General features: G+C 63.6%; 14 protein-coding genes. 7 read left to right on the plus strand and 7 right to left on the minus strand.

Translation table 11 applies throughout. The features are described 5' to 3' along the window. Positions 1 to 251: 251 nt before the first annotated feature. On the minus strand, positions 252 to 1178 hold the full coding sequence (locus tag ACN0YF_RS09460) for a thioesterase family protein (RefSeq protein WP_417494183.1): 927 nt from the start codon (positions 1176 to 1178) through the stop codon (positions 252 to 254). Positions 1179 to 1191: 13 nt separating this feature from the next. After that, entirely contained in the window at positions 1192 to 1626 is a 435-nt protein-coding gene (locus ACN0YF_RS09465; RefSeq protein WP_417481039.1) for a transcriptional repressor, read from the minus strand. 187 nt (positions 1627 to 1813) lie between these two features. Here ACN0YF_RS09465 and ACN0YF_RS09470 point away from each other — a divergent pair, with 187 nt between their 5' ends. The 3 genes from ACN0YF_RS09470 to ACN0YF_RS09480 all read left to right on the plus strand — a co-directional run bounded on the left by ACN0YF_RS09470 (position 1814) and on the right by ACN0YF_RS09480 (position 5670). After that, on the plus strand, positions 1814 to 2440 hold the full coding sequence (locus tag ACN0YF_RS09470) for an OmpW/AlkL family protein (RefSeq protein ID WP_417494184.1): 627 nt from the start codon (positions 1814 to 1816) through the stop codon (positions 2438 to 2440). 152 nt (positions 2441 to 2592) lie between these two features. Continuing rightward, positions 2593 to 3384 (plus strand): SapC family protein, encoded by a 792-nt coding sequence (locus tag ACN0YF_RS09475; protein WP_417481041.1) that lies wholly within the window; start codon positions 2593 to 2595, stop codon positions 3382 to 3384. A 159-nt stretch (positions 3385 to 3543) separates the two neighbouring features. Beyond that, positions 3544 to 5670: a protein-disulfide reductase DsbD family protein gene (locus tag ACN0YF_RS09480; RefSeq protein ID WP_417494185.1), complete on the plus strand. Its 2127-nt coding sequence runs from the start codon at positions 3544 to 3546 to the stop codon at positions 5668 to 5670. A 6-nt stretch (positions 5671 to 5676) separates the two neighbouring features. On the opposite strand, the gene ACN0YF_RS09485 is transcribed toward ACN0YF_RS09480, so the two are convergent. Then, positions 5677 to 6147 carry a hypothetical protein gene (locus ACN0YF_RS09485; protein WP_417481043.1) on the minus strand — a complete coding sequence of 157 codons (471 nt, stop codon included), beginning with the start codon at positions 6145 to 6147 and terminating at the stop codon, positions 5677 to 5679. Between the two features lie 201 nt (positions 6148 to 6348). Between ACN0YF_RS09485 and hisS the strand changes: the two genes are divergently transcribed. Continuing rightward, entirely contained in the window at positions 6349 to 7875 is a 1527-nt protein-coding gene (hisS, locus tag ACN0YF_RS09490) for a histidine--tRNA ligase (RefSeq protein ID WP_417494186.1), read from the plus strand. Positions 7876 to 8113: 238 nt separating this feature from the next. Here hisS and ACN0YF_RS09495 read toward each other — a convergent pair whose 3' ends face one another. Next, positions 8114 to 9301 carry a hypothetical protein gene (locus tag ACN0YF_RS09495; RefSeq protein ID WP_417494187.1) on the minus strand — a complete coding sequence of 396 codons (1188 nt, stop codon included), beginning with the start codon at positions 9299 to 9301 and terminating at the stop codon, positions 8114 to 8116. Positions 9302 to 9612: 311 nt separating this feature from the next. On the opposite strand from ACN0YF_RS09495, the gene ACN0YF_RS09500 reads away from it, so the two are divergent. From ACN0YF_RS09500 to ACN0YF_RS09510, 3 genes are all read left to right on the plus strand, one after another. Then, positions 9613 to 10728, plus strand: a complete 1116-nt coding sequence (locus ACN0YF_RS09500) for a glycoside hydrolase family 3 protein (RefSeq protein ID WP_417494188.1) — start codon at positions 9613 to 9615, stop codon at positions 10726 to 10728. A gap of 170 nt (positions 10729 to 10898) precedes the next feature. Then, positions 10899 to 11630 carry a helix-turn-helix domain-containing protein gene (locus ACN0YF_RS09505; protein ID WP_417494189.1) on the plus strand — a complete coding sequence of 244 codons (732 nt, stop codon included), beginning with the start codon at positions 10899 to 10901 and terminating at the stop codon, positions 11628 to 11630. An 80-nt stretch (positions 11631 to 11710) separates the two neighbouring features. Beyond that, positions 11711 to 13249: a serine hydrolase gene (locus tag ACN0YF_RS09510; protein ID WP_417494190.1), complete on the plus strand. Its 1539-nt coding sequence runs from the start codon at positions 11711 to 11713 to the stop codon at positions 13247 to 13249. 57 nt (positions 13250 to 13306) lie between these two features. On the opposite strand, the gene ACN0YF_RS09515 is transcribed toward ACN0YF_RS09510, so the two are convergent. The 3 genes from ACN0YF_RS09515 to groES all read right to left on the minus strand — a co-directional run bounded on the left by ACN0YF_RS09515 (position 13307) and on the right by groES (position 17368). After that, a complete protein-coding gene (locus tag ACN0YF_RS09515) occupies positions 13307 to 15244 on the minus strand; it encodes a S9 family peptidase (protein ID WP_417494191.1) in 1938 nt (645 codons plus the stop codon). A gap of 127 nt (positions 15245 to 15371) precedes the next feature. Further along, positions 15372 to 17027, minus strand: a complete 1656-nt coding sequence (groL, locus tag ACN0YF_RS09520) for a chaperonin GroEL (protein WP_417494192.1) — start codon at positions 17025 to 17027, stop codon at positions 15372 to 15374. A 50-nt stretch (positions 17028 to 17077) separates the two neighbouring features. Further along, the gene (groES, locus tag ACN0YF_RS09525; RefSeq protein ID WP_417481049.1) at positions 17078 to 17368 is read right to left on the minus strand and encodes a co-chaperone GroES; all 291 of its coding nucleotides are present in this window, start codon (positions 17366 to 17368) and stop codon (positions 17078 to 17080) included. Between the last annotated feature and the right edge of the window lie 217 nt (positions 17369 to 17585).

The following is a 17585-nucleotide window of genomic DNA, read 5'->3' on the forward strand; positions in this document are numbered from 1 at the left end:
TATCAAACCTGTGGCGGGCGAACGTCAGCGAGTCCGTGCGGGCCGGGCCTGGATGCAGGCGCGGGGTGATGGCACGCGAAGGGGGCACGTTCTGCCGCCTTCGATGGTCAGATAATCTTGCTCATGGGTCTGCTCCAATATGTCGATTGGTCCTGGGGCGGTGGTTACACCGTCCCCGCAGCGCCGGGCAAGGCGCGGCATGGCAATTTGTCGCTTCCGGGCCACGTGTGTGTCGAAATTGACACGATGCCTCAGGCCTCAAGGCCCGCGATACAGGCCGCGTCCAGGCCCGGGCGAACGGCGGGCGACAGGTCGAGAATCTTGCGTGCGTCCAGGTCCATCGGTGCGGCGACACCTTCCATGGTCCACCATGGCCGGCCGGTAACCGGGTCGAGAACCCAGTGCACGATATTGCGCACTTTCGGCCCAAAGGACTTCAGGCCCGAGCGCACGACATAGCCGTCGCCTGCGCGCGGCCAGCGGTGTGGCAGGATGCGGCATTCCAGCAGGGCGGAGCCGATGCTGGCCTCGGTCTGTCCCTGGTGGAAGGCCCATTCCTCGGGGAAGGCCTGGCTGAAATTCACGACCGAATTGGAGATGCGTCCGAGCAGGACCTCGGTGCGCATGCGGCCGAAGACATCGACCTCATCCGGGGTGAAGCGGCCGAGGCCGACATGCGCCAGCCCCAGTTCGTCGGCGCGCTCAAGGCTGGCCGCCGTCGTGCCGGATGATGTGTCAGCAACGCCGCGCGGTCCGGCAAAGTCCGGCACCGTCACGCTGCGGGCCTCGAGCTGGGCGGGGAAATAGCTGGGCCAGGTGAAGGCGCGGCCGTCGCGTGGCGAGATGTGGTCGAGATCGATGCGAAAGCTCGCCGCCGGCTTGCCGGTGCCGCCATGGCGCATGACCAGGACGGCCGAACAGCCGGTATCGCTGATGCCGGTCCAGCCGCCCTCGATCATCAAGGGCGCGCCCGGGCGGGCTTCGGCGAGAAAACGGACATGCAGGGCTTTGGGGAGCAGGGTCGCATTGGCGTCGGCGCGATGAATATTCTTCAGCCCGGTCTGCGCCGCCAGGCCGCCGAGGGCCTCATTGGCCTTCGACAGATAGAATTTCACATTCATGTGCCCGAGCTCGTCGCATTCCCAGGCGTTCGCATTGCCGCGCCAGATTTCAATCATCGAGTCGATCCCGTCAGTGCTGGCACTTGCTGCAGTGGCCGAAATGCTCGACCACCGAACGTTCGATCACGAAGCCCGCCGGCCGGTTCGTGCTGACCGGGGCACCATGCCGTTCCTCGACGGCGCCGCAATGGGTGCAGATGAAGAGTTCGGCGCAGCCATCGGGATGGGTGTGGATGGTGGTGCAGCCGACGAAGGCGTTCAGGGCCTCGACCTTGTGAACCAGGCCCAACCCCATCAGGAAATCGAGCGCCCGGTACACCGTGGGCGGTTTGGCTGAGCCCGCGCCAGGCTTCAAGGCCTCGAGCAGGTCATAGGCCTTCACCGGGCCATCGGCGGACAGGACCAGTTCCAGCACACGGCGGCGCACCGGCGTAAGCCGTTCGCCCCGATTGGAGCAAAGCGTTTCGGCAGCCTCGAGGGCGGTGAGCATGGAATCAGCGTGCATGGTCAGGCTATCTAAACCCAGTTCGGGACAAAACACACCCGTCAGATACGCAGCGCCGGGCAGGGCCGGTGTCCGGCCGTGCCCTGATGCGTGCGACAGGCTGACGCGCGGCGAAACGCACACTGCCGGACTCGCAGGCCGTCGCCCATAAAGGCCATACAATTTTTATGGATGAAGGGGCTCCCTCATGAAACACCTTATGCTTTGCGCGACTATCCTCGGCACCCTGGCTGTCACGGCAGCTCCGGCCCAGGCCGAAAGCGGCGACTGGCTTGTCCGGCTGCGCGCCATCGACGTCATGCCCAATGAAAGTGCCACCATCAGCACGATCGGCGGCGATGTCGACATTTCCGACCAAATCGTGCCGGAATTGGACATTACCTACTTCGTCCAGGACAACTGGGCCGTCGAACTCATTCTCGGTGTGACGCCCCATGACGTCCAGGCTGTCGGCACCGCCGCTGGCGATGTCGATCTGGGTGACGTGACCCTGCTGCCGCCGACACTGACGCTGCAATACCATTTCAACCCGGACGGCCAGATGCGTCCCTATCTCGGTGCCGGCGTCAATTACACGCATTTCTTCAACGAGGATCTGCCCGGCGGTTCGGCGCTGACCACTATCAGCTATGATGACAGCTTTGGCCTCGCCGCCCAGGCCGGGATCGATTTTGCACTGCAGGATGACTGGTTCTTCAATGTCGACGTCAAATATATCGACATCGACACCGACGTCCTGATCGACGGCGCGATTGCGGCGGATGTCGATATCGATCCAGTGATCCTGGGTATCGGTTTCGGCCGCCGCTTCTAGGCCTTTCGCCCTCCGAGTGGGCATGCCGGATCCCGGTTGCGGGGTCCGGCATTTTTTTTGCAAACCCCTCCGGTTCCAGTCCCTGCGTGGCCGCGTTGCCGCCATCGGGCATATCCGCTATCTAGCGCCGAAAGCAATGAAGGGTTTCTACTATGGCCGACGCACCAACCACCGAGCCACGCCTCACCGGTACGGTCCCGCTCTACAAGACCGTGGAGCCGCTCAACCGTACAAAACACAAGACCTATGGCGTGAAATCGATTCCGCAACCCTTCAGCTTCCTGAAGGAATGGCATTTCGTTCCCGCCATCGCCGGCGAATTCTCGGTTGCCAGTGGCAGCTATCCGATCATCTTCCTCGGCGACAAGAAAATGCCGGTCCTGGTGATGGGTCTGCGTCAGGGCACGAATGTCTTCGTCAGCGAAGACGGCCAGTTCGACAGCGATCATTACGTGCCGGCCTATGTGCGCCGCTATCCGTTCGTGAGCGCCTCCAACCCGATGGACCAGCCGTCCACCGTCTGTGTTGATGTCGATGCACCTTTCGTCGTCAAGAAAGACCCGGAAGTTCCATTCTTCAAGGAAGATGGCGAGCCGACCGAATACACGTCCAAGGCGGTTGAATTCGTCTCGGCGTTCGAGAGCGACGCGAAGATCACCGAAAGCTTTGTCGAGCGTCTCAACGCCCTCGACCTGTTCGAGCAGAAAAACGTGCGCGTGGCCGATCCGAACAATCCGGACAACACGATCACTGTGGCGGAATACTGGGGCGTTTCCGAAGAGAAATTCGGCAACCTGCCAACCGAAAAGCTCGTCGAGATGCACAAGAATGGCGATCTGTTCGCGATCTCTGCGCATCTGATGTCGCTGCAACGCTGGGAGCGCATCATGCGCCGCGCCTCCATGCAGCAGCAGGCAGCTGCCGCTCCGGCCGCCAAGGCCTAGGCATTGCACATATCCTTGTGATGGCTGCGGCCGCGCTGAAAAGCGCGGCCGTTTGCTTGTGTGCGATCACCATTGCGCGATCAGGCTTCGGGCTTGGGCAAATCATGAGTATATGGCAGGGAAGTCTTCCTGCTTCCGCTCCAGTCCTGAGGTCAGTTCATGCGTTTCCTTGCCGGTCTAGCCACACTCTTCGCGCTCATCGCCGGGCAGGCACCGGAGGCGCTGGCGCAACCGGGCTGGGCCAATAACGAACCGATCGTCGATGCAAGCCTGGTCTCGGACCGCGCGGTCGTGGCCCCGGGCGAGCGATTCCATATCGGCCTGCGCCAGGTCATGCCCGAGGGCTGGCACACCTATTGGCGCAATCCCGGCGATAACGGCCTGCCGACCGAGGTCCGCTGGGATGTCCCGGAGGGTGTGAGCATCGGTGCGATCGAATGGCCGGCACCGGAAGAAATGCCGCTGGCCGAAACCATCATGGATTACGGCTATCACGGCGAAGTGGTTCTGCCTTTCCCCGTCGAGCTGGATCCCGGTCTCGCGGCTGGCGAGCTCGTCGTCACCGGGCATGCCAGCTGGCTGGTGTGCGAGATCATCTGCGTGCCCGAGGAGCGGACCCTGTCGCTGACCCTGCCGGTAGGCGCGCAATCGCAACGCGATACGGACGGCTATTGGTATATCCAGGCCGCGCTTGATGCGGTGCCGCAGCCGGCCGAGGGGCTGGATGCACGGATCGGCTTTGCTGCCGGCGCCATTGTGCTTGAGCTGGAGGGCGGCGACTTTTCAGCCGCGGAGCCGGACTGGCACGAGCTGACCTTCTTTCCCTATGACGGCGCTCTGATCCAGCACGCGGCAGAGCAGCGCAACGAGCGCGGCGCCGGGCTTGCCCGGCTGATCCTGACGCCGGGTTTCAATCCGGAGCCGCAGCGCGATTCCGCGCGTGGCGGTGTGTTGCGATACACGCTCGGCCGCGGCGCTGCCGCCCGCGAAGTCTCCGTGGAAATCTGGGCCGAGCCCGACCGGGCCATGGCGCTACCCGTTGCGGCGGCGGGCAGCGTTCCCGGGGTGTCGGTTCCGCCCGTGGCCCCGGGCCTGATCGGACTGCTGTTGCTCGCCTTTGGCGGCGGGCTGATCCTCAATCTGATGCCGTGCGTCTTCCCGATCCTGTCGATCAAGGTGCTGCAGTTTGTCGAGGGCGCGCATGATCATCCGCGCCGGGTGCAGCGCCATGCCCTGTTCTTCCTGGCCGGGGTCATCCTGAGTTTTGTCGCCCTGGCCGCCGTACTGGTCGGACTGCGCGAATTCGGGCTGCCGGTCGGCTGGGGCTTCCAGCTGCAGGTGCCCGTCGTCGTCGCCGCCCTGACCCTGCTGCTGTTTGCGATCGGTCTCAATCTGCTCGGCGTGTTCGAGATCGGCACCAGCCTGCAGGGTGTTGGCAGCGAGTTGAGCCAGCAACCCGGCGCGCGCGGCGCCTTCTTCACCGGCGTGCTGGCCGTCATCGTTGCGGCGCCGTGCGTCGGGCCCCTGGCCGCCGGAGCGCTGGGGCTGGCATTGACGCAGCCGGCGATCATCGTCCTGCTGGTCTCGGCCGCCATGGGGGCCGGTCTCGCGGCGCCCTTCGTGCTGGTCAGTTTCGTGCCGGCTCTGCAGAACTTCATGCCCAAGCCCGGCCGCTGGATGGAGCAGTTCAAGCAATTTCTCGCCTTCCCGATGTTCGCCTCGGTGATCTGGTTGAGCTGGGTGCTGGTGATCCAGTCCGGTCCGACCGGCCTGTTGCTGCTGGGCATTGCCCTGCTGGCCCTGGCCCTGGCGATCTGGGCCCGCAAGCAGAATCATCTGGCCTGGACCATGTTGGCGGTCGTGTCGGTGCTCATCGGCCTGGGCGCGACCCTGGCGATTGCCCGTCTGCCGGCGGCCACGAATGCGCCCAGCCTGTCAGCCGGGGAAGAGGCCTGGTCACGCGAGCGGGTTGCCGAATTGCGCGCCGAGGGGCGGCCGGTCTTTATCGATGTCACCGCCGCCTGGTGCGTCACCTGCCAGGTCAACAAGCTCGGCGCGCTCAGCGACAGCGCGGTGCGTGAGGCCTTCGAGCGTTATGGCGTGGTGGAGATGCGGGCCGACTGGACCAATCGCAATGACGAGATCGCAGCCCTGATCGCCGAGCATGGCCAGGCCGGGGTTCCGCTCTATCTGGTCTATCCGGCCGATGGCGGGCCGGCGCGGGTGCTGCCCTCAGTCCTGACGCGCGACATCGTCGTCACGGCTCTGGCCGAGGCGGCGGGCTAGCCCGTTTCAGTCGCGTGTAGCCGGGCAGCTGCCCGGCGGGCCCAGCGTGGCCGGCAGATCTTCGCCATCAGCGGCCGGAGCGATTTCGGCGGCGTCGTGCATCAGGGCTGAAATCTCGCGATAGACGCGCGCCTGGTCGGCTGCGGTCTCGGCGGCATTGAGGGCTTCGAGCCGGCTGGCGGCATCGCCGGACATGCCGCGGAAAATGCAACGCAGGTCGATCGGGCCGCCCGCCTCGTCGATGGCGCGGCTGAGCCGCATGGCGTCGGCAGAGAACTGGTCGAGATCATATTGCAGCGGATCGTCGAGATCGATCAGGCTTGCCGGTGCGCCGGGCCGCTCGGCGGCATAGTCGGCGCGCTCCTGTGCCTGGCTGGCGATATTGCGCGCTGTGGCGGCCAGATCGGTTCCTGGTCCGGCGAGGGCGGCCGAGCTGGCCAGCAGGGCGCAGGCGAGGGCAGGCAGGAGGTGGCGCATGACGCATGCTTCCGGTAGCGAACGATGAGGGTCAAACCTAGCAGGAAGAGTTTTACTGCCGGTGAATCGCGCCACAAGGCGTGCCCCAACTGGTGAAAACGCTGGCCCGCAGGGGCTGGTCCGATATTGAAGACCGCTGACACGCGGCCGATTGCCTGCTTTACAGGGGGCGGTCGCCTATTGATCAAGCCGGAGACGTCCATGAGCGCGAAGAAACCCTTTCGTCCCAAGGCCCGCCGCCCGCGCGGTTTCGAAGATCGCGGCGGTGCCGTGCTGCGCGCCGAACGGCATCTGGTCGAGACAGCCAGCCGCGTCTATGACGATTGGGGTTTCGAGCCCCTGCAGACGCCGGCGTTTGAATTCGCCGACGCGCTGGGCAAGTTCCTGCCCGATGAGGAGCGTCCCAATGAGGGCGTGTTCGCGCTTGAGGATGATGACGGCCAGTGGCTGTCACTGCGCTATGACCACACCGCGCCGCTGGCCCGCTTCGTCGCCGAGAATTTCCAGGAGCTGAACAAGCCCTATCGCCGCTACCAGGCCGGTGATGTCTGGCGCAATGAAAAGCCCGGTCCGGGGCGTTTCCGTCAGTTTGTCCAGTGCGATGCCGATACGGTCGGCGCGCCTGGACCGGCCGCCGACGCGGAAATGATCGCGCTGGCCGCTGAAGTGATGCGTGCTGTCGGTCTCAATGACGGCGAATACCTGATCCGCGTCAATGACCGGCGCCTGTTGGATGCTGTTCTAGAAATGGCCGGCGTCGATGAACCGGAAACAAAGCTCAAGGTCATGCGCGCGCTCGACAAATATGACCGCCTCGGGCGGGAAGGGGTCGAGCAGCTCCTGGGAGCCGGGCGTCGTGATGAATCGGGCGACACAACTGAGGGGGCAGGGCTGTCCGCTGACAACATCCGTGTGCTGACACAGTTCATCGAGCATTCGAGTGACGCAAATGCGTTTCACGAAACGTTTAATTCGGATGCTCCTGCGTCAAACCTTCAAATCCTAAATGAGATGTCGAATTTCTTCGCCAATTCACGAACCGGATCAGAGGCGATCGAAGCTATGGGGCAAATTCAAAGTTGCCTCGCATCCCTCGGTGTCGGTGACAACCGTTGGCGTTTGGATACCTCTGTGGTGCGCGGTCTGGGCTATTACACCGGACCCGTCTATGAGGCCGAATTGCTGGCGACGGCGCATTATGATGATGGCAAGCCGATCCAGTTTGGCTCGGTTGGTGGCGGCGGGCGCTATGATGATCTGGTGTCCCGCTTTACCGGCCAGGCCGTCCCGGCGACCGGTTTCTCCTTCGGTGTCAGCCGTTTTGCCGCTGCGCTCGCAGCGCTGGGCCGCGCCGGTGCCGGGCAGGAACGCCCGCTGGTGATCGTGATCGCGGCGGAGAAAGACCAGTCGGCGCGCTATCTGGCCATGGCCGCCGAGCTGCGCGCAGCCGGTTTCCGTGCCGAAGCCTTTGCCGGTGGCGGCAATATGGGCAAGCAGATGAAATACGCTGACCGGCGCGGCGCCGTTGCCGCCGTCATCATCGGTTCGGACGAGCGCGAGCAGGGGCTGGTGACAATCAAGGATCTCAAGCTTGGTGCCCGGCTGGCGGCAGAAATCAGCGATAATCGCGAATGGCGCGAGGAGCAGCCGGCACAGATCACGGTCGCCGCTGACGCCTGGGTCGAAGCGGTCCGGGAAGTTGCGAGACGCGACGGCAATAGCGTCTGAACTGTTGATAAGTATCAGGGCTGTGGCAAAACGTGGTGACTGGACTTGACCTCACATGACGTCTACGTCAACCTCGCATCTGGACCGGGCCTGACCGTCTAGTCCTTGGCGTTTCGGGGAGAAACGTCCTTTATCGACCAACCGCAAATTTCGGGGCTGGCTTAGGCCAGCCCCGCCTTTTTGGGCGATCTCCGGCTCGCGCCGGCTTTCTCACAAACCAGCACCCTCGGGTGGCTGATTACTTCTCCTCATCAGGCTCGTCAGTCTCGAACTCGAAGTCGAACACGCGGCGGACGCCGTCTCCATCGTCATCGCGCAGGACGATGACCTGGCGGCCGGTGAGGTCGACCTCGTGGCTGCTGCCATCATCACGGTCGAAGCGCACGATGCGCCGTTCACGGGGACGCTCGGCAGGGCCGCCGGCGAGCCGTTCGGCCTCGATCCGGTTGAGCCAGTCGACCAGGCTGTCGCCCGTCTGTTCCTCACCATCGATCCAGACCTGACGCCGTCCGTCATCGCTGCGCTCGATGCGCACACTCTGTTCGCTGCGACCATCTTCATCGCTTGTCGATCGCCAGCGCATCGTCTGGTGCCGTGCCTCGCGGGCCGCCTCGCGCGCTTCATCCCGCGCAGCCCGGGCCTCGTCGCGGGCCGCACGGACCGCGTCGCGTTCGGCACGGGCATGCTCACGATGGCTGCGCATTTCGTCGCGTTCGGCGCGGGCCTGGTCACGGCGCGCCTCATCCATCATCAGTTCGACGCGGACGCGGCGGCCCTCATCGCGGGCCTCGCGAAACTCGACTTCCATTTCGCGCATGGCTTCGCGGATTTCCGCGCGCGCTGTCTCCAAGGATGCGCGGACCTCTTCGCGTTCGGCCTCCGACAATTCGTCCCAGTCGCGCGAATTGCCGGCAAGCATGGCGCCGGAATCCAGCTCCGCGAGTGCGTCCGTGAGCGAGTCGAGGACGTCGGCACGCATGCCTTCGGAATCAAACTCGAAGTGGAAATCCTGCATCCGCTCGGCCAGGCGCGCCGTGTGTTCGGCCCGCTCGGCCCGGTGACGGGCAAAGCGGCCATCGAAGCGGCCGCGCTCGCCGTCACGGATGACCTGGATCTCGTCACCCTCGACGATGATGACGCCGGCGCCATCGGTCTCCACCAGCTGGCCGTCGATCATGACGCGGGAGCCGTCGATCTCGACGGTCTGGCCGTTGACGGTCAGGCGGGTCGCGGGGGCGTCGCCCTGGAGGTGGATGGTGCGCTCGCCCTCCTCGCCGCGGATTTCGATTACGGTGCCCGGATGGAGCGTGTCAGCGGTGATGTCGCCAGCGATGCGGATGCGCGTATGGCGGTTGTCATCGTCAAGCGCCCAGGCGGCCGTGCCGGCCAATGTGACGGCAGCGGTAGCAAGCAGGATCGTCTTCATGAAATGTCCCTTTCATTGGATCTCACCTCCACACTGGGCCTCGCCGTGTTACCGCGCCTTGGCTCCGGGCTGAACTTTTGGAAAGGCGCACGCCGGCAAAAAGAGGGCGCCACACCGTTCAGGTGTCGCGCCCAGTCAATAAAGGGGCCGTTGATCGTGAAAAGAACGGCTGAGATGGAGATTGCCCGAACCTGTCCGACTGCAGCCTTGCTGCTGTGTGACCTTTCGGCAATGCAGACGTCATGGCGACTTGCGCGCGCGGCCCTGGCTTTGCATGGTAACCGCAGACTTGTTTGGCCCTGGAGAGACTGATGACGCACCCCCTTTGCGGACCGGACCGCCGCAGCGTCCTGCGCTGGGCCGCAGCCACGGCCGGCATGAGCCTGTTGCCGGCCTCCTTCGCCCTTGCGGACGAGATGAGCCTGGACCGGCGGATCGGCCAGATGTTGCTGCTCGGCTTTATCGGTTCAACGGTGGACACCGAGGGTGCCGACCAGATTGCCGCTCACCTCGGCGAAGGCCGGATCGGCGGTGTCTTGTTCCTGCGCCACAATGTGCGCACGCGCGAGGGCGTTGAAGGCCTGACGGCACGCTTCCGGGCGGTGGCGCCGGAAGCCTGGATGGCGGTCGACCAGGAGGGCGGCGTCGTGCAGCGCCTGTCGCGTGATCTGGGCTATGGCGCCGTACCGCGCGCCCGGCTGGTCGCCGAGGCCGGCGATGCCGAAGCCGCACGGGCGGTCTATGCCGCCGCGGCACAGGAATTCCGCGACGCCGGGTTCAACATGAATCTCGCGCCCGTTGCCGACCTCAATGATCCGGAAAATGCCGTGATCGGCCGGCATGGCCGTTCCTATGGCGATGACGGCGCCACGGTTGCCGCCTATGCCGGCGCCTTCATCGATGCCTATCGTGCGGCCGGCGCGGTCTGCGCCATCAAGCATTTCCCCGGTCACGGGCATTCGCGCGGCGACAGTCATGCCGGCTTTGTCGATATCACCGAGACCTGGAGCGATGCCGAACTCGATCCCTTCCGGCGTCTGATCGAGGCCGGTCAGGCGCGGCTGATGATGGGCGGGCATCTCACCCAGCGCGGGCTCGACCCGGCCGACGTGCCGGTGACCTTCTCCGCTCCGGTGATCGAGGGACTGTTGCGGGGGCAGCTGGGCTATACCGGTGCGGTGATGACCGATGATCTCGACATGGCCGCGATCCGCGAGAATTACAGCCAGCGTGAAGCCGTGCTGCGCTCGATCGAGGCCGGCAATGACATCATCATGCTGTCCAACTCGGCGGCGCCTGATCCGGAGCTGCCACAGCGGATTGTCGACTGGGTGATCGAAGCGATTTCCGAGGGCCGCTTTACCGAGGCCAGGATTGATCAGTCCGTGGCGCGGATTGCGGCGCTGCGGAGGGTGGCCCCTCTCTAGGCGCGAGCGGAGCCCCGCAATGATTGCCTCCTGCCCCAGATTCGGAAGGAAATTCCTGCAGTTTCACGGGCATTCGGCGATATTCATCTGGCATTCCCGGTGTGACTTTCCAAGACTGCGGCAGGTCAGGGCGATATGCCCCTGGCGTGTGATGAAAGGCGAGGGGCAAGATGAAATTCGGAGATTACCTCAAACGCGTCCGGGAAGACCGTGGCTGGACCCAGCCCGAGGCGGCCCTGAAGGTCCGGATCGAGCAATCCTATCTGTCCAAGCTGGAAACCGGAAAGTCCTCCCCCTCTTCGGAGGTATTTGCCCGCCTGCAATCGGTCTATGGGCTCGACCCGGCCGATATCGCCCGTCAGCTTGATCCGGCAGAACTGGCCCAGTTGCGTGACGTGGCACCGGTCCATGCTGCGGCAAATTCCATCCTGCGGCGGGCAGTTCAAATGTCGCGCGGCTGGATGATTGCGGGTCTGGCCTGCCTCTTTCTCGGCGGTGGTTCGATCGGCCTCGCCTCGCTCGCCGAAGAGGTGAGCTATGAGGAGTATCTCTACCGCTCCATCGGCGTGATCGCGGCGGGTGAACATCCGGATGTTTACGACGTCCTCACGCGTCCGGCGCAGCCGGAAGGTGAAGCAATGGTGACCGGGGGCGCGGGGCAGACAGCACTGCGCGCCCGGCAGATCGAGATGCTGGAACGGGTCGATGAAGAGTTTCGAACCCTGCGCGAGGCCCGCGGTGACGGCTTCTACGAAAGCGTCGAGGGCGGGCGGCGGTATTTTGAACCCGTGGATTATGTTCGCGTTGTCATCGAGTCGCCGCTTCGCTGGTTCGCTGTGCCTGGCTTGATGTTCCTGCTCGGCAGCTTCGGTTGCTTCTTCATCAGCTTCCGCTGGAAGTAATGCCTGTCGCCGCACATTGCCGGCGATGACGCGGCGTCGCGCCAACCCCGCGACCCGACTTACCCTTCAAGGAGAAGACCATGTTTCAAATGCGAGCGATCGCAGCTGCATCCGTGTGCGCTGCGCTGACCCTTTCCCCCGGCCCGGGCATCGCCCAGCCCGTGATCGACACGGTCCAACTCGGCGACCGCATTGATCGCTATTTCACGACCTCGGAACAGAATGGCGTCGTCCCCGGTGCGATCATCGTCTCGAGAGGCGGGGAGCGGATTTACGAGGCCTATTACGGGCTCGCCGATCGCGCCGCGGGGCGTGGTTTTGACGAGAACACGATTTTCGACATCGGATCGCTCACCAAGCAATTCACCGCAGCGGCGATTCTCATCCTTGCCGACCGAGGCGCGATCGCGCTGACGGACACGCTGGACCGGTATTTCGACAATGTGCCGGCCGACAAGGCCTCGATCACGATCGACCAGCTGTTGAGTCATTCCTCCGGCCTGTCGGACGATACCGGCGCCTTTGCCGGGTCGGATTTCGATCCCTTCATTTCCGAGCAGCAAGTCATGGCGATGGTGTTGGCCAGCCCGCTCACCTCACAGCCGGGTACGCGTTATGAATATACAAATGCGGGCTATTCCGTGCTGGCCGCGATCATCGAGCACGTGTCGGGTCAGGATTACGAGACCTTCCTGCGGCAGGTCCTGTTTGAGCCCGCCGGCATGGACAATACCGGACAGCGTCAGCTGGAGTGGAGTGAGGACACGGCCGCCCGCGGCTATGATTATCGGCGCGCCGATCCGCAACGGGCAGATCTGGGGCACTTGTTTTTGAACCTCTGGCAGAACGAGCCGGTTACCTGGCATCTGCTGGGCAATGGCGGCATCCACTCCACGCCCGCCGATCTGGAGCGTTGGCACCAGGCGTTGCAGCAGGGGCGTATCCTGTCGCCTTCCTCCCTCCGGCTTTACCAGGCGCCCCATTCGCCAAGGGTCGCACCGGCGAGTCAGGGGTTCACGCATTATGGCTATGGCTGGGCGGTCGGGACCAGTCCGGCAGGAACGCCGGTGCTCAGTCACAATGGTGGAAATTCAATTTTCTTCGCGTCCATCCACCGCTACGTCCAGGAGGATATTCTCGTCATTCACATGACCAATGAGGCCAGCCGCGAGATCGAGCGGATGGGCTATGATGTCGGCCGGATGATCTTCGACCCGGCTTTCGAACCCGCCCCGATACCGCCCTATGCCCTCCGCCTGGCGCTCGATTTTGCTGCCTCGCATGATGTGAGTGATGCTCCCGCGCTTATTCCCTTCATCGAGGCGCGAACTGGCCGGGCGCTTGAGGCAGCATGGGTGCTCAATCGCGTCGGCTTCCGCCTGCTGGCTGAGGGGCGTCATGGCTGGGCCGTCGCGGTTCTGCGGGCCAATACCGAACGCTTCCCGGGCGACGGAAATCTCCATGACAGCCTGGCGACGGCCTATCAGCGGGCCGGTGACCTTGACGCTGCCATCGCGGAATTTCGCCGGGCGCTTGAACTGGCGCCTCGGGACGGGACGTGTTTCTGGTGTGCGGACTCGACCAATGGCCTCGCTGAACTCGGTGCGCTGCCGGAGTGAACAGACCGGATGCTGAAGCAGCCCGGGTCACCTTTGCGGTGCGCCCGGGCTGCCAGCCTATTCGCTTTCACCGCGCAGATAGGTATCCAGGAAGCTGAGATAGGCCTCTGACGCCGTGATGCGGTTGTCGCGGCCGCGGAAGCCGTGGCCTTCATCGGGGAAGAGGACGTATTCGACCGGCACGCCATTGGCGCGCACGGCGGCGACCATTTCATCGCTCTCCACCTGTAGCACGCGCGGATCATTGGCGCCCTGGATGACCATCAGCGGCTTGGTGATGCTGTCGGCGTGAAAGAGCGGCGAGATGGCGCGGTGACGTTCGGCATCGGTCGCCGGATTGCCCATTTCATCATAGAGCGACTCGCGGAAACTCTCCCACCAGGGCGGGATGGAGGCGAGGGTGCGCTCCCAATTGGTGACGCCGAAAATATCGATCCCGACCTCGAAGGCGTCGGGATGGAAGGCGAGGGCGGCAACCGTCATGAAGCCGCCATAGGAGCCGCCGATCACGCCGACCTGGTCGTCGCGCACCCAGTCGAGCGAGCGCAGATAATCGCCGGCCGCGACAATGTCCTGCAGGTCTTCCTCGCCATGGCGCCGGTCATCCATGTGGAAGAAGGTTTTGCCATAGCCCGAGGAGCCGCGATTATTGGCGGCGTAGACGGCATAGCCGTGATTGACGAGGTGCTGGATCATCGCCGAATAGCCGATCCGGCTCTGACCGCCCGGCCCGCCATGGACCATGACGAGGGCGGGCACGGGATTGTCGGCGCTGGAACCATGCGGGCGATAGAGGATGCCCGGAATTTCCACGCCGTCGAAACTGGCAAAACGCACCACTTCGGCATCGACCATATCGGCCTCGCTGATCGCCGGATTGAGGGCCTGGGTCAGCTGGGTGTGGGCCTGGGTGGCCAGGTCCACGATATGGAGGTTGGAGGGTGAGGTAGCGGCATTGATCATGAAGGCGATCGAGCCCTCATCGCGGGAAAAACGGACCGAACCGAGATCGCCGGCCGGCAGATCGGGCAGGGCGAGCGCCTGGCCGGTCTGCAGATCGGTGATGGTCACCTCGGTACGGGCATCGGCATTGATGCCGGTCACCAGAAAACGGCCCGAGGGTGAGTAGGTGACGAACTGGACGTCCCAGTCGGCGGTCACCACCGGGGCGCGCTCTCCGGTGGCGAGGTCATATGACCAGGCCTGGGAGAATTCGCCGAATTCGTCGGTGGCATAGATCAGGGCGCTGCTGTCGGCCGTGAAGGTGTAGGCGCTATAGGCGATATTGCCCTCATGGGCCGTGATCAGGACCGGCTCCGCATTGTCCGCGGCGCGGTCGACCAGCAGGATGTCGCTATCGGCCGAGGTGCGATTGCGCACCAGCGCAAGCCAGCGACCATCCGGGCTGACCGCGCTGATCGAGAGGGCGTCGGTGTTTTCAAACAGGACGCTGCTCTCATAGCTCAGCGTGTCGTATTGATAGACATCGAAGGCACCGGCATCGCGGGCATTGGTGGCAATCCAGATATCGTTGCCATCGGGCGAGAAGCCGATGAACTGGGCCTTGACGTTTTCGCCGGGGGTGAGGTCGTTCAGGCGGCCATCGAGTTCGCGGACATAGACATGATTGAGCTCGTCGCCGCCGCCATCGAAGGTGACCAGGACGCGATCATCATTCGGGAACCAGCTGATCGCCGCCGTCGCGCTTGTGGTTGAATCCGTCAGCGCCTCGCGCTCACCGGAAACCGGATCGACCGCATAGGCATTATAGACGCCGGTTTCGTCCGAGGAGATGAGGATGCGGCCATCGGAGGCGGCAAAGGCAAAGCCCGCACTGTCCGCCATGCCGAAGCTGGTGGTCATGAAGAAGGTGGCGGCATCGTATCGCGTCACCGTTGGCGCCGGCGCATCGATGGCGGCGGGCGGAGCCTGGTCAGCGGGCTGGCAGGCCGCCAGTCCGAGTGCGAGTGCCGCACTGATTGCGAAATACTTCATGCTCATCTCCCCAAATCCATGTTGCGCGCATCATAGCGCAGGGTGGGATGGGAACCAGCAAAGAAAAAGGCCGCCCCCGGCGGGAGCGGCCTTTCCTTTGACATTCAGCCGGAGCTGAACGGCGTGATTACATCATGCCGCCCATTCCGCCCATTCCGCCCATGCCGCCCATGTCGGGCATGCCGCCACCAGCGGACTCATCCTTTGGTGCGTCGGCGACAGCGGCTTCCGTGGTGATCAGCAGGGAAGCAACCGAAGCGGCATCCTGCAGAGCGGTACGGACAACCTTGGCCGGGTCGATGACACCGAATGCGAGCATGTCGCCATACTCTTCGGTCTGGGCGTTGAAGCCGAAGGTGAGAGAAGCGTTTTCCATGACCTTGCCGACCACGATCGAGCCTTCGACACCGGAGTTTTCGGCGATCTGGCGGATCGGGGACTGCAGGGCGCGCGAGATGATTGCGATACCCTGGGTCTGGTCAGGATTGTCGCCCTTCATGCCGATCAGCTTCAGGGAAGCCTTCAGCAGAGCAACACCACCGCCTGGCACGATGCCTTCTTCAACGGCCGCGCGGGTCGCATTGAGGGCGTCGTCGACGCGGTCCTTCTTCTCTTTCACTTCCATTTCGGTCGCGCCGCCGACCTTGATCACGGCAACACCGCCAGCCAGCTTGGCCAGACGTTCCTGCAGCTTTTCACGGTCGTAATCGGAGGTGGTTTCCTCGACCTGGCGACGGATCTGGGTGACCCGGGCTTCGATCGCGGCACCTTCGCCGGCACCGTCGACGATGGTGGTATCGTCCTTGGTGATGCCAACGCGCTTGGCCGTGCCGAGCATGTCGAGGGTGACGGTCTCAAGCTTGATGCCGAGGTCTTCGGAGATGACCTGGCCACCGGTGAGGATGGCAATGTCTTCCAGCATCGACTTGCGACGATCGCCGAAGCCCGGTGCCTTGACGGCAGCGATCTTCAGGCCGCCACGCAGCTTGTTGACCACGAGGGTCGCCAGGGCTTCGCCTTCAACGTCTTCCGCGATGATCAGCAGAGGACGGCCGGACTGAACAACGGTTTCCAGGATCGGCAGCATGGGCTGAAGCGAGGTGAGCTTCTTCTCGTGCAGCAGGATGTAGGGCTCTTCGAGCTCGACCGTCATCTTCTCGGCATTGGTGATGAAGTAAGGCGAGAGGTAACCGCGGTCGAACTGCATGCCTTCAACGACGTCCAGTTCGGTGTCGAGGGATTTGGCTTCTTCAACCGTGATGACGCCTTCATTGCCGACCTTTTCCATGGCCTTGGCAATCATGTCACCGATTTCCGATGCGCCGTTGGCCGAAATGGTGCCGACCTGGGCAACTTCAGCAGTGCCCTTGATCGGGGTGGCAGAGGCCTTGATCTCGGCGACGACGATGGCAACAGCCTTGTCGATGCCGCGCTTCAGGTCCATCGGGTTCATGCCGGCCGCAACCGACTTCATGCCTTCGCGGACGATGGACTGGGCCAGGACCGTGGCGGTCGTGGTGCCGTCACCGGCTTCGTCATTGGTCTTCGAGGCGACTTCGCGCAGCATTTGTGCGCCCATGTTCTCGAATTTGTCGGCGAGCTGGATTTCCTTGGCGACCGAAACGCCGTCCTTCGTGGTGCGCGGGGCACCGAAGGATTTTTCAAGGACGACATTGCGGCCTTTCGGGCCGAGGGTCACCTTGACGGCGTTGGCAAGGATATCGACACCGCGCAGCATGCGCTCACGGGCGTCGGAACCGAAGAGTACGTCTTTAGCAGCCATGGGATTTTTTCCGTTTGCTAGAGTGGGTCAGAAGGGATCGGGGCGGCCGCTCAGGCGCCAACGATGCCCAGGATGTCGGATTCTTTCATGATCAGCAGCTCGGTGCCGTCGAGGGTGACCTCGGTGCCGGACCATTTGCCGAACAGGATGCGATCGCCGGCCTTGACGTCGAGGGGACGGACCGAGCCGTCATCCTTGATCGCGCCGGTGCCCACGGAGACGACTTCGCCTTCCTGGGGCTTTTCCTTGGCGGTGTCAGGGATGATGATCCCGCCTTTGGTGGTGGATTGTTCTTCGAGGCGCTTCACAAGGACGCGGTCGTGCAGAGGACGAAAGCTCATCTTGGTGTATCTCCAACAAGAGGACAGAAAATCAAAAACAGCTCGGAAGTGAGTTTGGCACTCACGACCGTCGACTGCTAACAGAGGGGCAGATAAGCAGTCGCCATGACGGCGTCAAGGGCGCCGATGTGTGCCGGGAAGCGGAAACACGGCGCCGCGTTTTCTGCCGGTCATTTTCCGTTCATCGCGCGATTGATATCGCTCCGTCGCAATGCCT

Origin of the sequence: Maricaulis sp. (assembly GCF_048270265.1) — a bacterium.
In the GTDB taxonomy this organism is placed as follows: domain Bacteria; phylum Pseudomonadota; class Alphaproteobacteria; order Caulobacterales; family Maricaulaceae; genus Maricaulis.

Excerpts from the sequence above, each read along its gene's own strand:
- ACN0YF_RS09460 (WP_417494183.1), bottom strand. The coding sequence starts at position 1,178 with ATGATTGAAATCTGGCGCGGCAATGCGAACGCCTGGGAATGCGACGAG.
- ACN0YF_RS09465 (WP_417481039.1), bottom strand. The coding sequence starts at position 1,626 with ATGCACGCTGATTCCATGCTCACCGCCCTCGAGGCTGCCGAAACGCTT.
- ACN0YF_RS09470 (WP_417494184.1), top strand. The coding sequence starts at position 1,814 with ATGAAACACCTTATGCTTTGCGCGACTATCCTCGGCACCCTGGCTGTC.
- ACN0YF_RS09475 (WP_417481041.1), top strand. The coding sequence starts at position 2,593 with ATGGCCGACGCACCAACCACCGAGCCACGCCTCACCGGTACGGTCCCG.
- ACN0YF_RS09480 (WP_417494185.1), top strand. The coding sequence starts at position 3,544 with ATGCGTTTCCTTGCCGGTCTAGCCACACTCTTCGCGCTCATCGCCGGG.
- ACN0YF_RS09485 (WP_417481043.1), bottom strand. The coding sequence starts at position 6,147 with ATGCGCCACCTCCTGCCTGCCCTCGCCTGCGCCCTGCTGGCCAGCTCG.
- hisS (WP_417494186.1), top strand. The coding sequence starts at position 6,349 with ATGAGCGCGAAGAAACCCTTTCGTCCCAAGGCCCGCCGCCCGCGCGGT.
- ACN0YF_RS09495 (WP_417494187.1), bottom strand. The coding sequence starts at position 9,301 with ATGAAGACGATCCTGCTTGCTACCGCTGCCGTCACATTGGCCGGCACG.
- ACN0YF_RS09500 (WP_417494188.1), top strand. The coding sequence starts at position 9,613 with ATGACGCACCCCCTTTGCGGACCGGACCGCCGCAGCGTCCTGCGCTGG.
- ACN0YF_RS09505 (WP_417494189.1), top strand. The coding sequence starts at position 10,899 with ATGAAATTCGGAGATTACCTCAAACGCGTCCGGGAAGACCGTGGCTGG.
- ACN0YF_RS09510 (WP_417494190.1), top strand. The coding sequence starts at position 11,711 with ATGTTTCAAATGCGAGCGATCGCAGCTGCATCCGTGTGCGCTGCGCTG.
- ACN0YF_RS09515 (WP_417494191.1), bottom strand. The coding sequence starts at position 15,244 with ATGAAGTATTTCGCAATCAGTGCGGCACTCGCACTCGGACTGGCGGCC.
- groL (WP_417494192.1), bottom strand. The coding sequence starts at position 17,027 with ATGGCTGCTAAAGACGTACTCTTCGGTTCCGACGCCCGTGAGCGCATG.
- groES (WP_417481049.1), bottom strand. The coding sequence starts at position 17,368 with ATGAGCTTTCGTCCTCTGCACGACCGCGTCCTTGTGAAGCGCCTCGAA.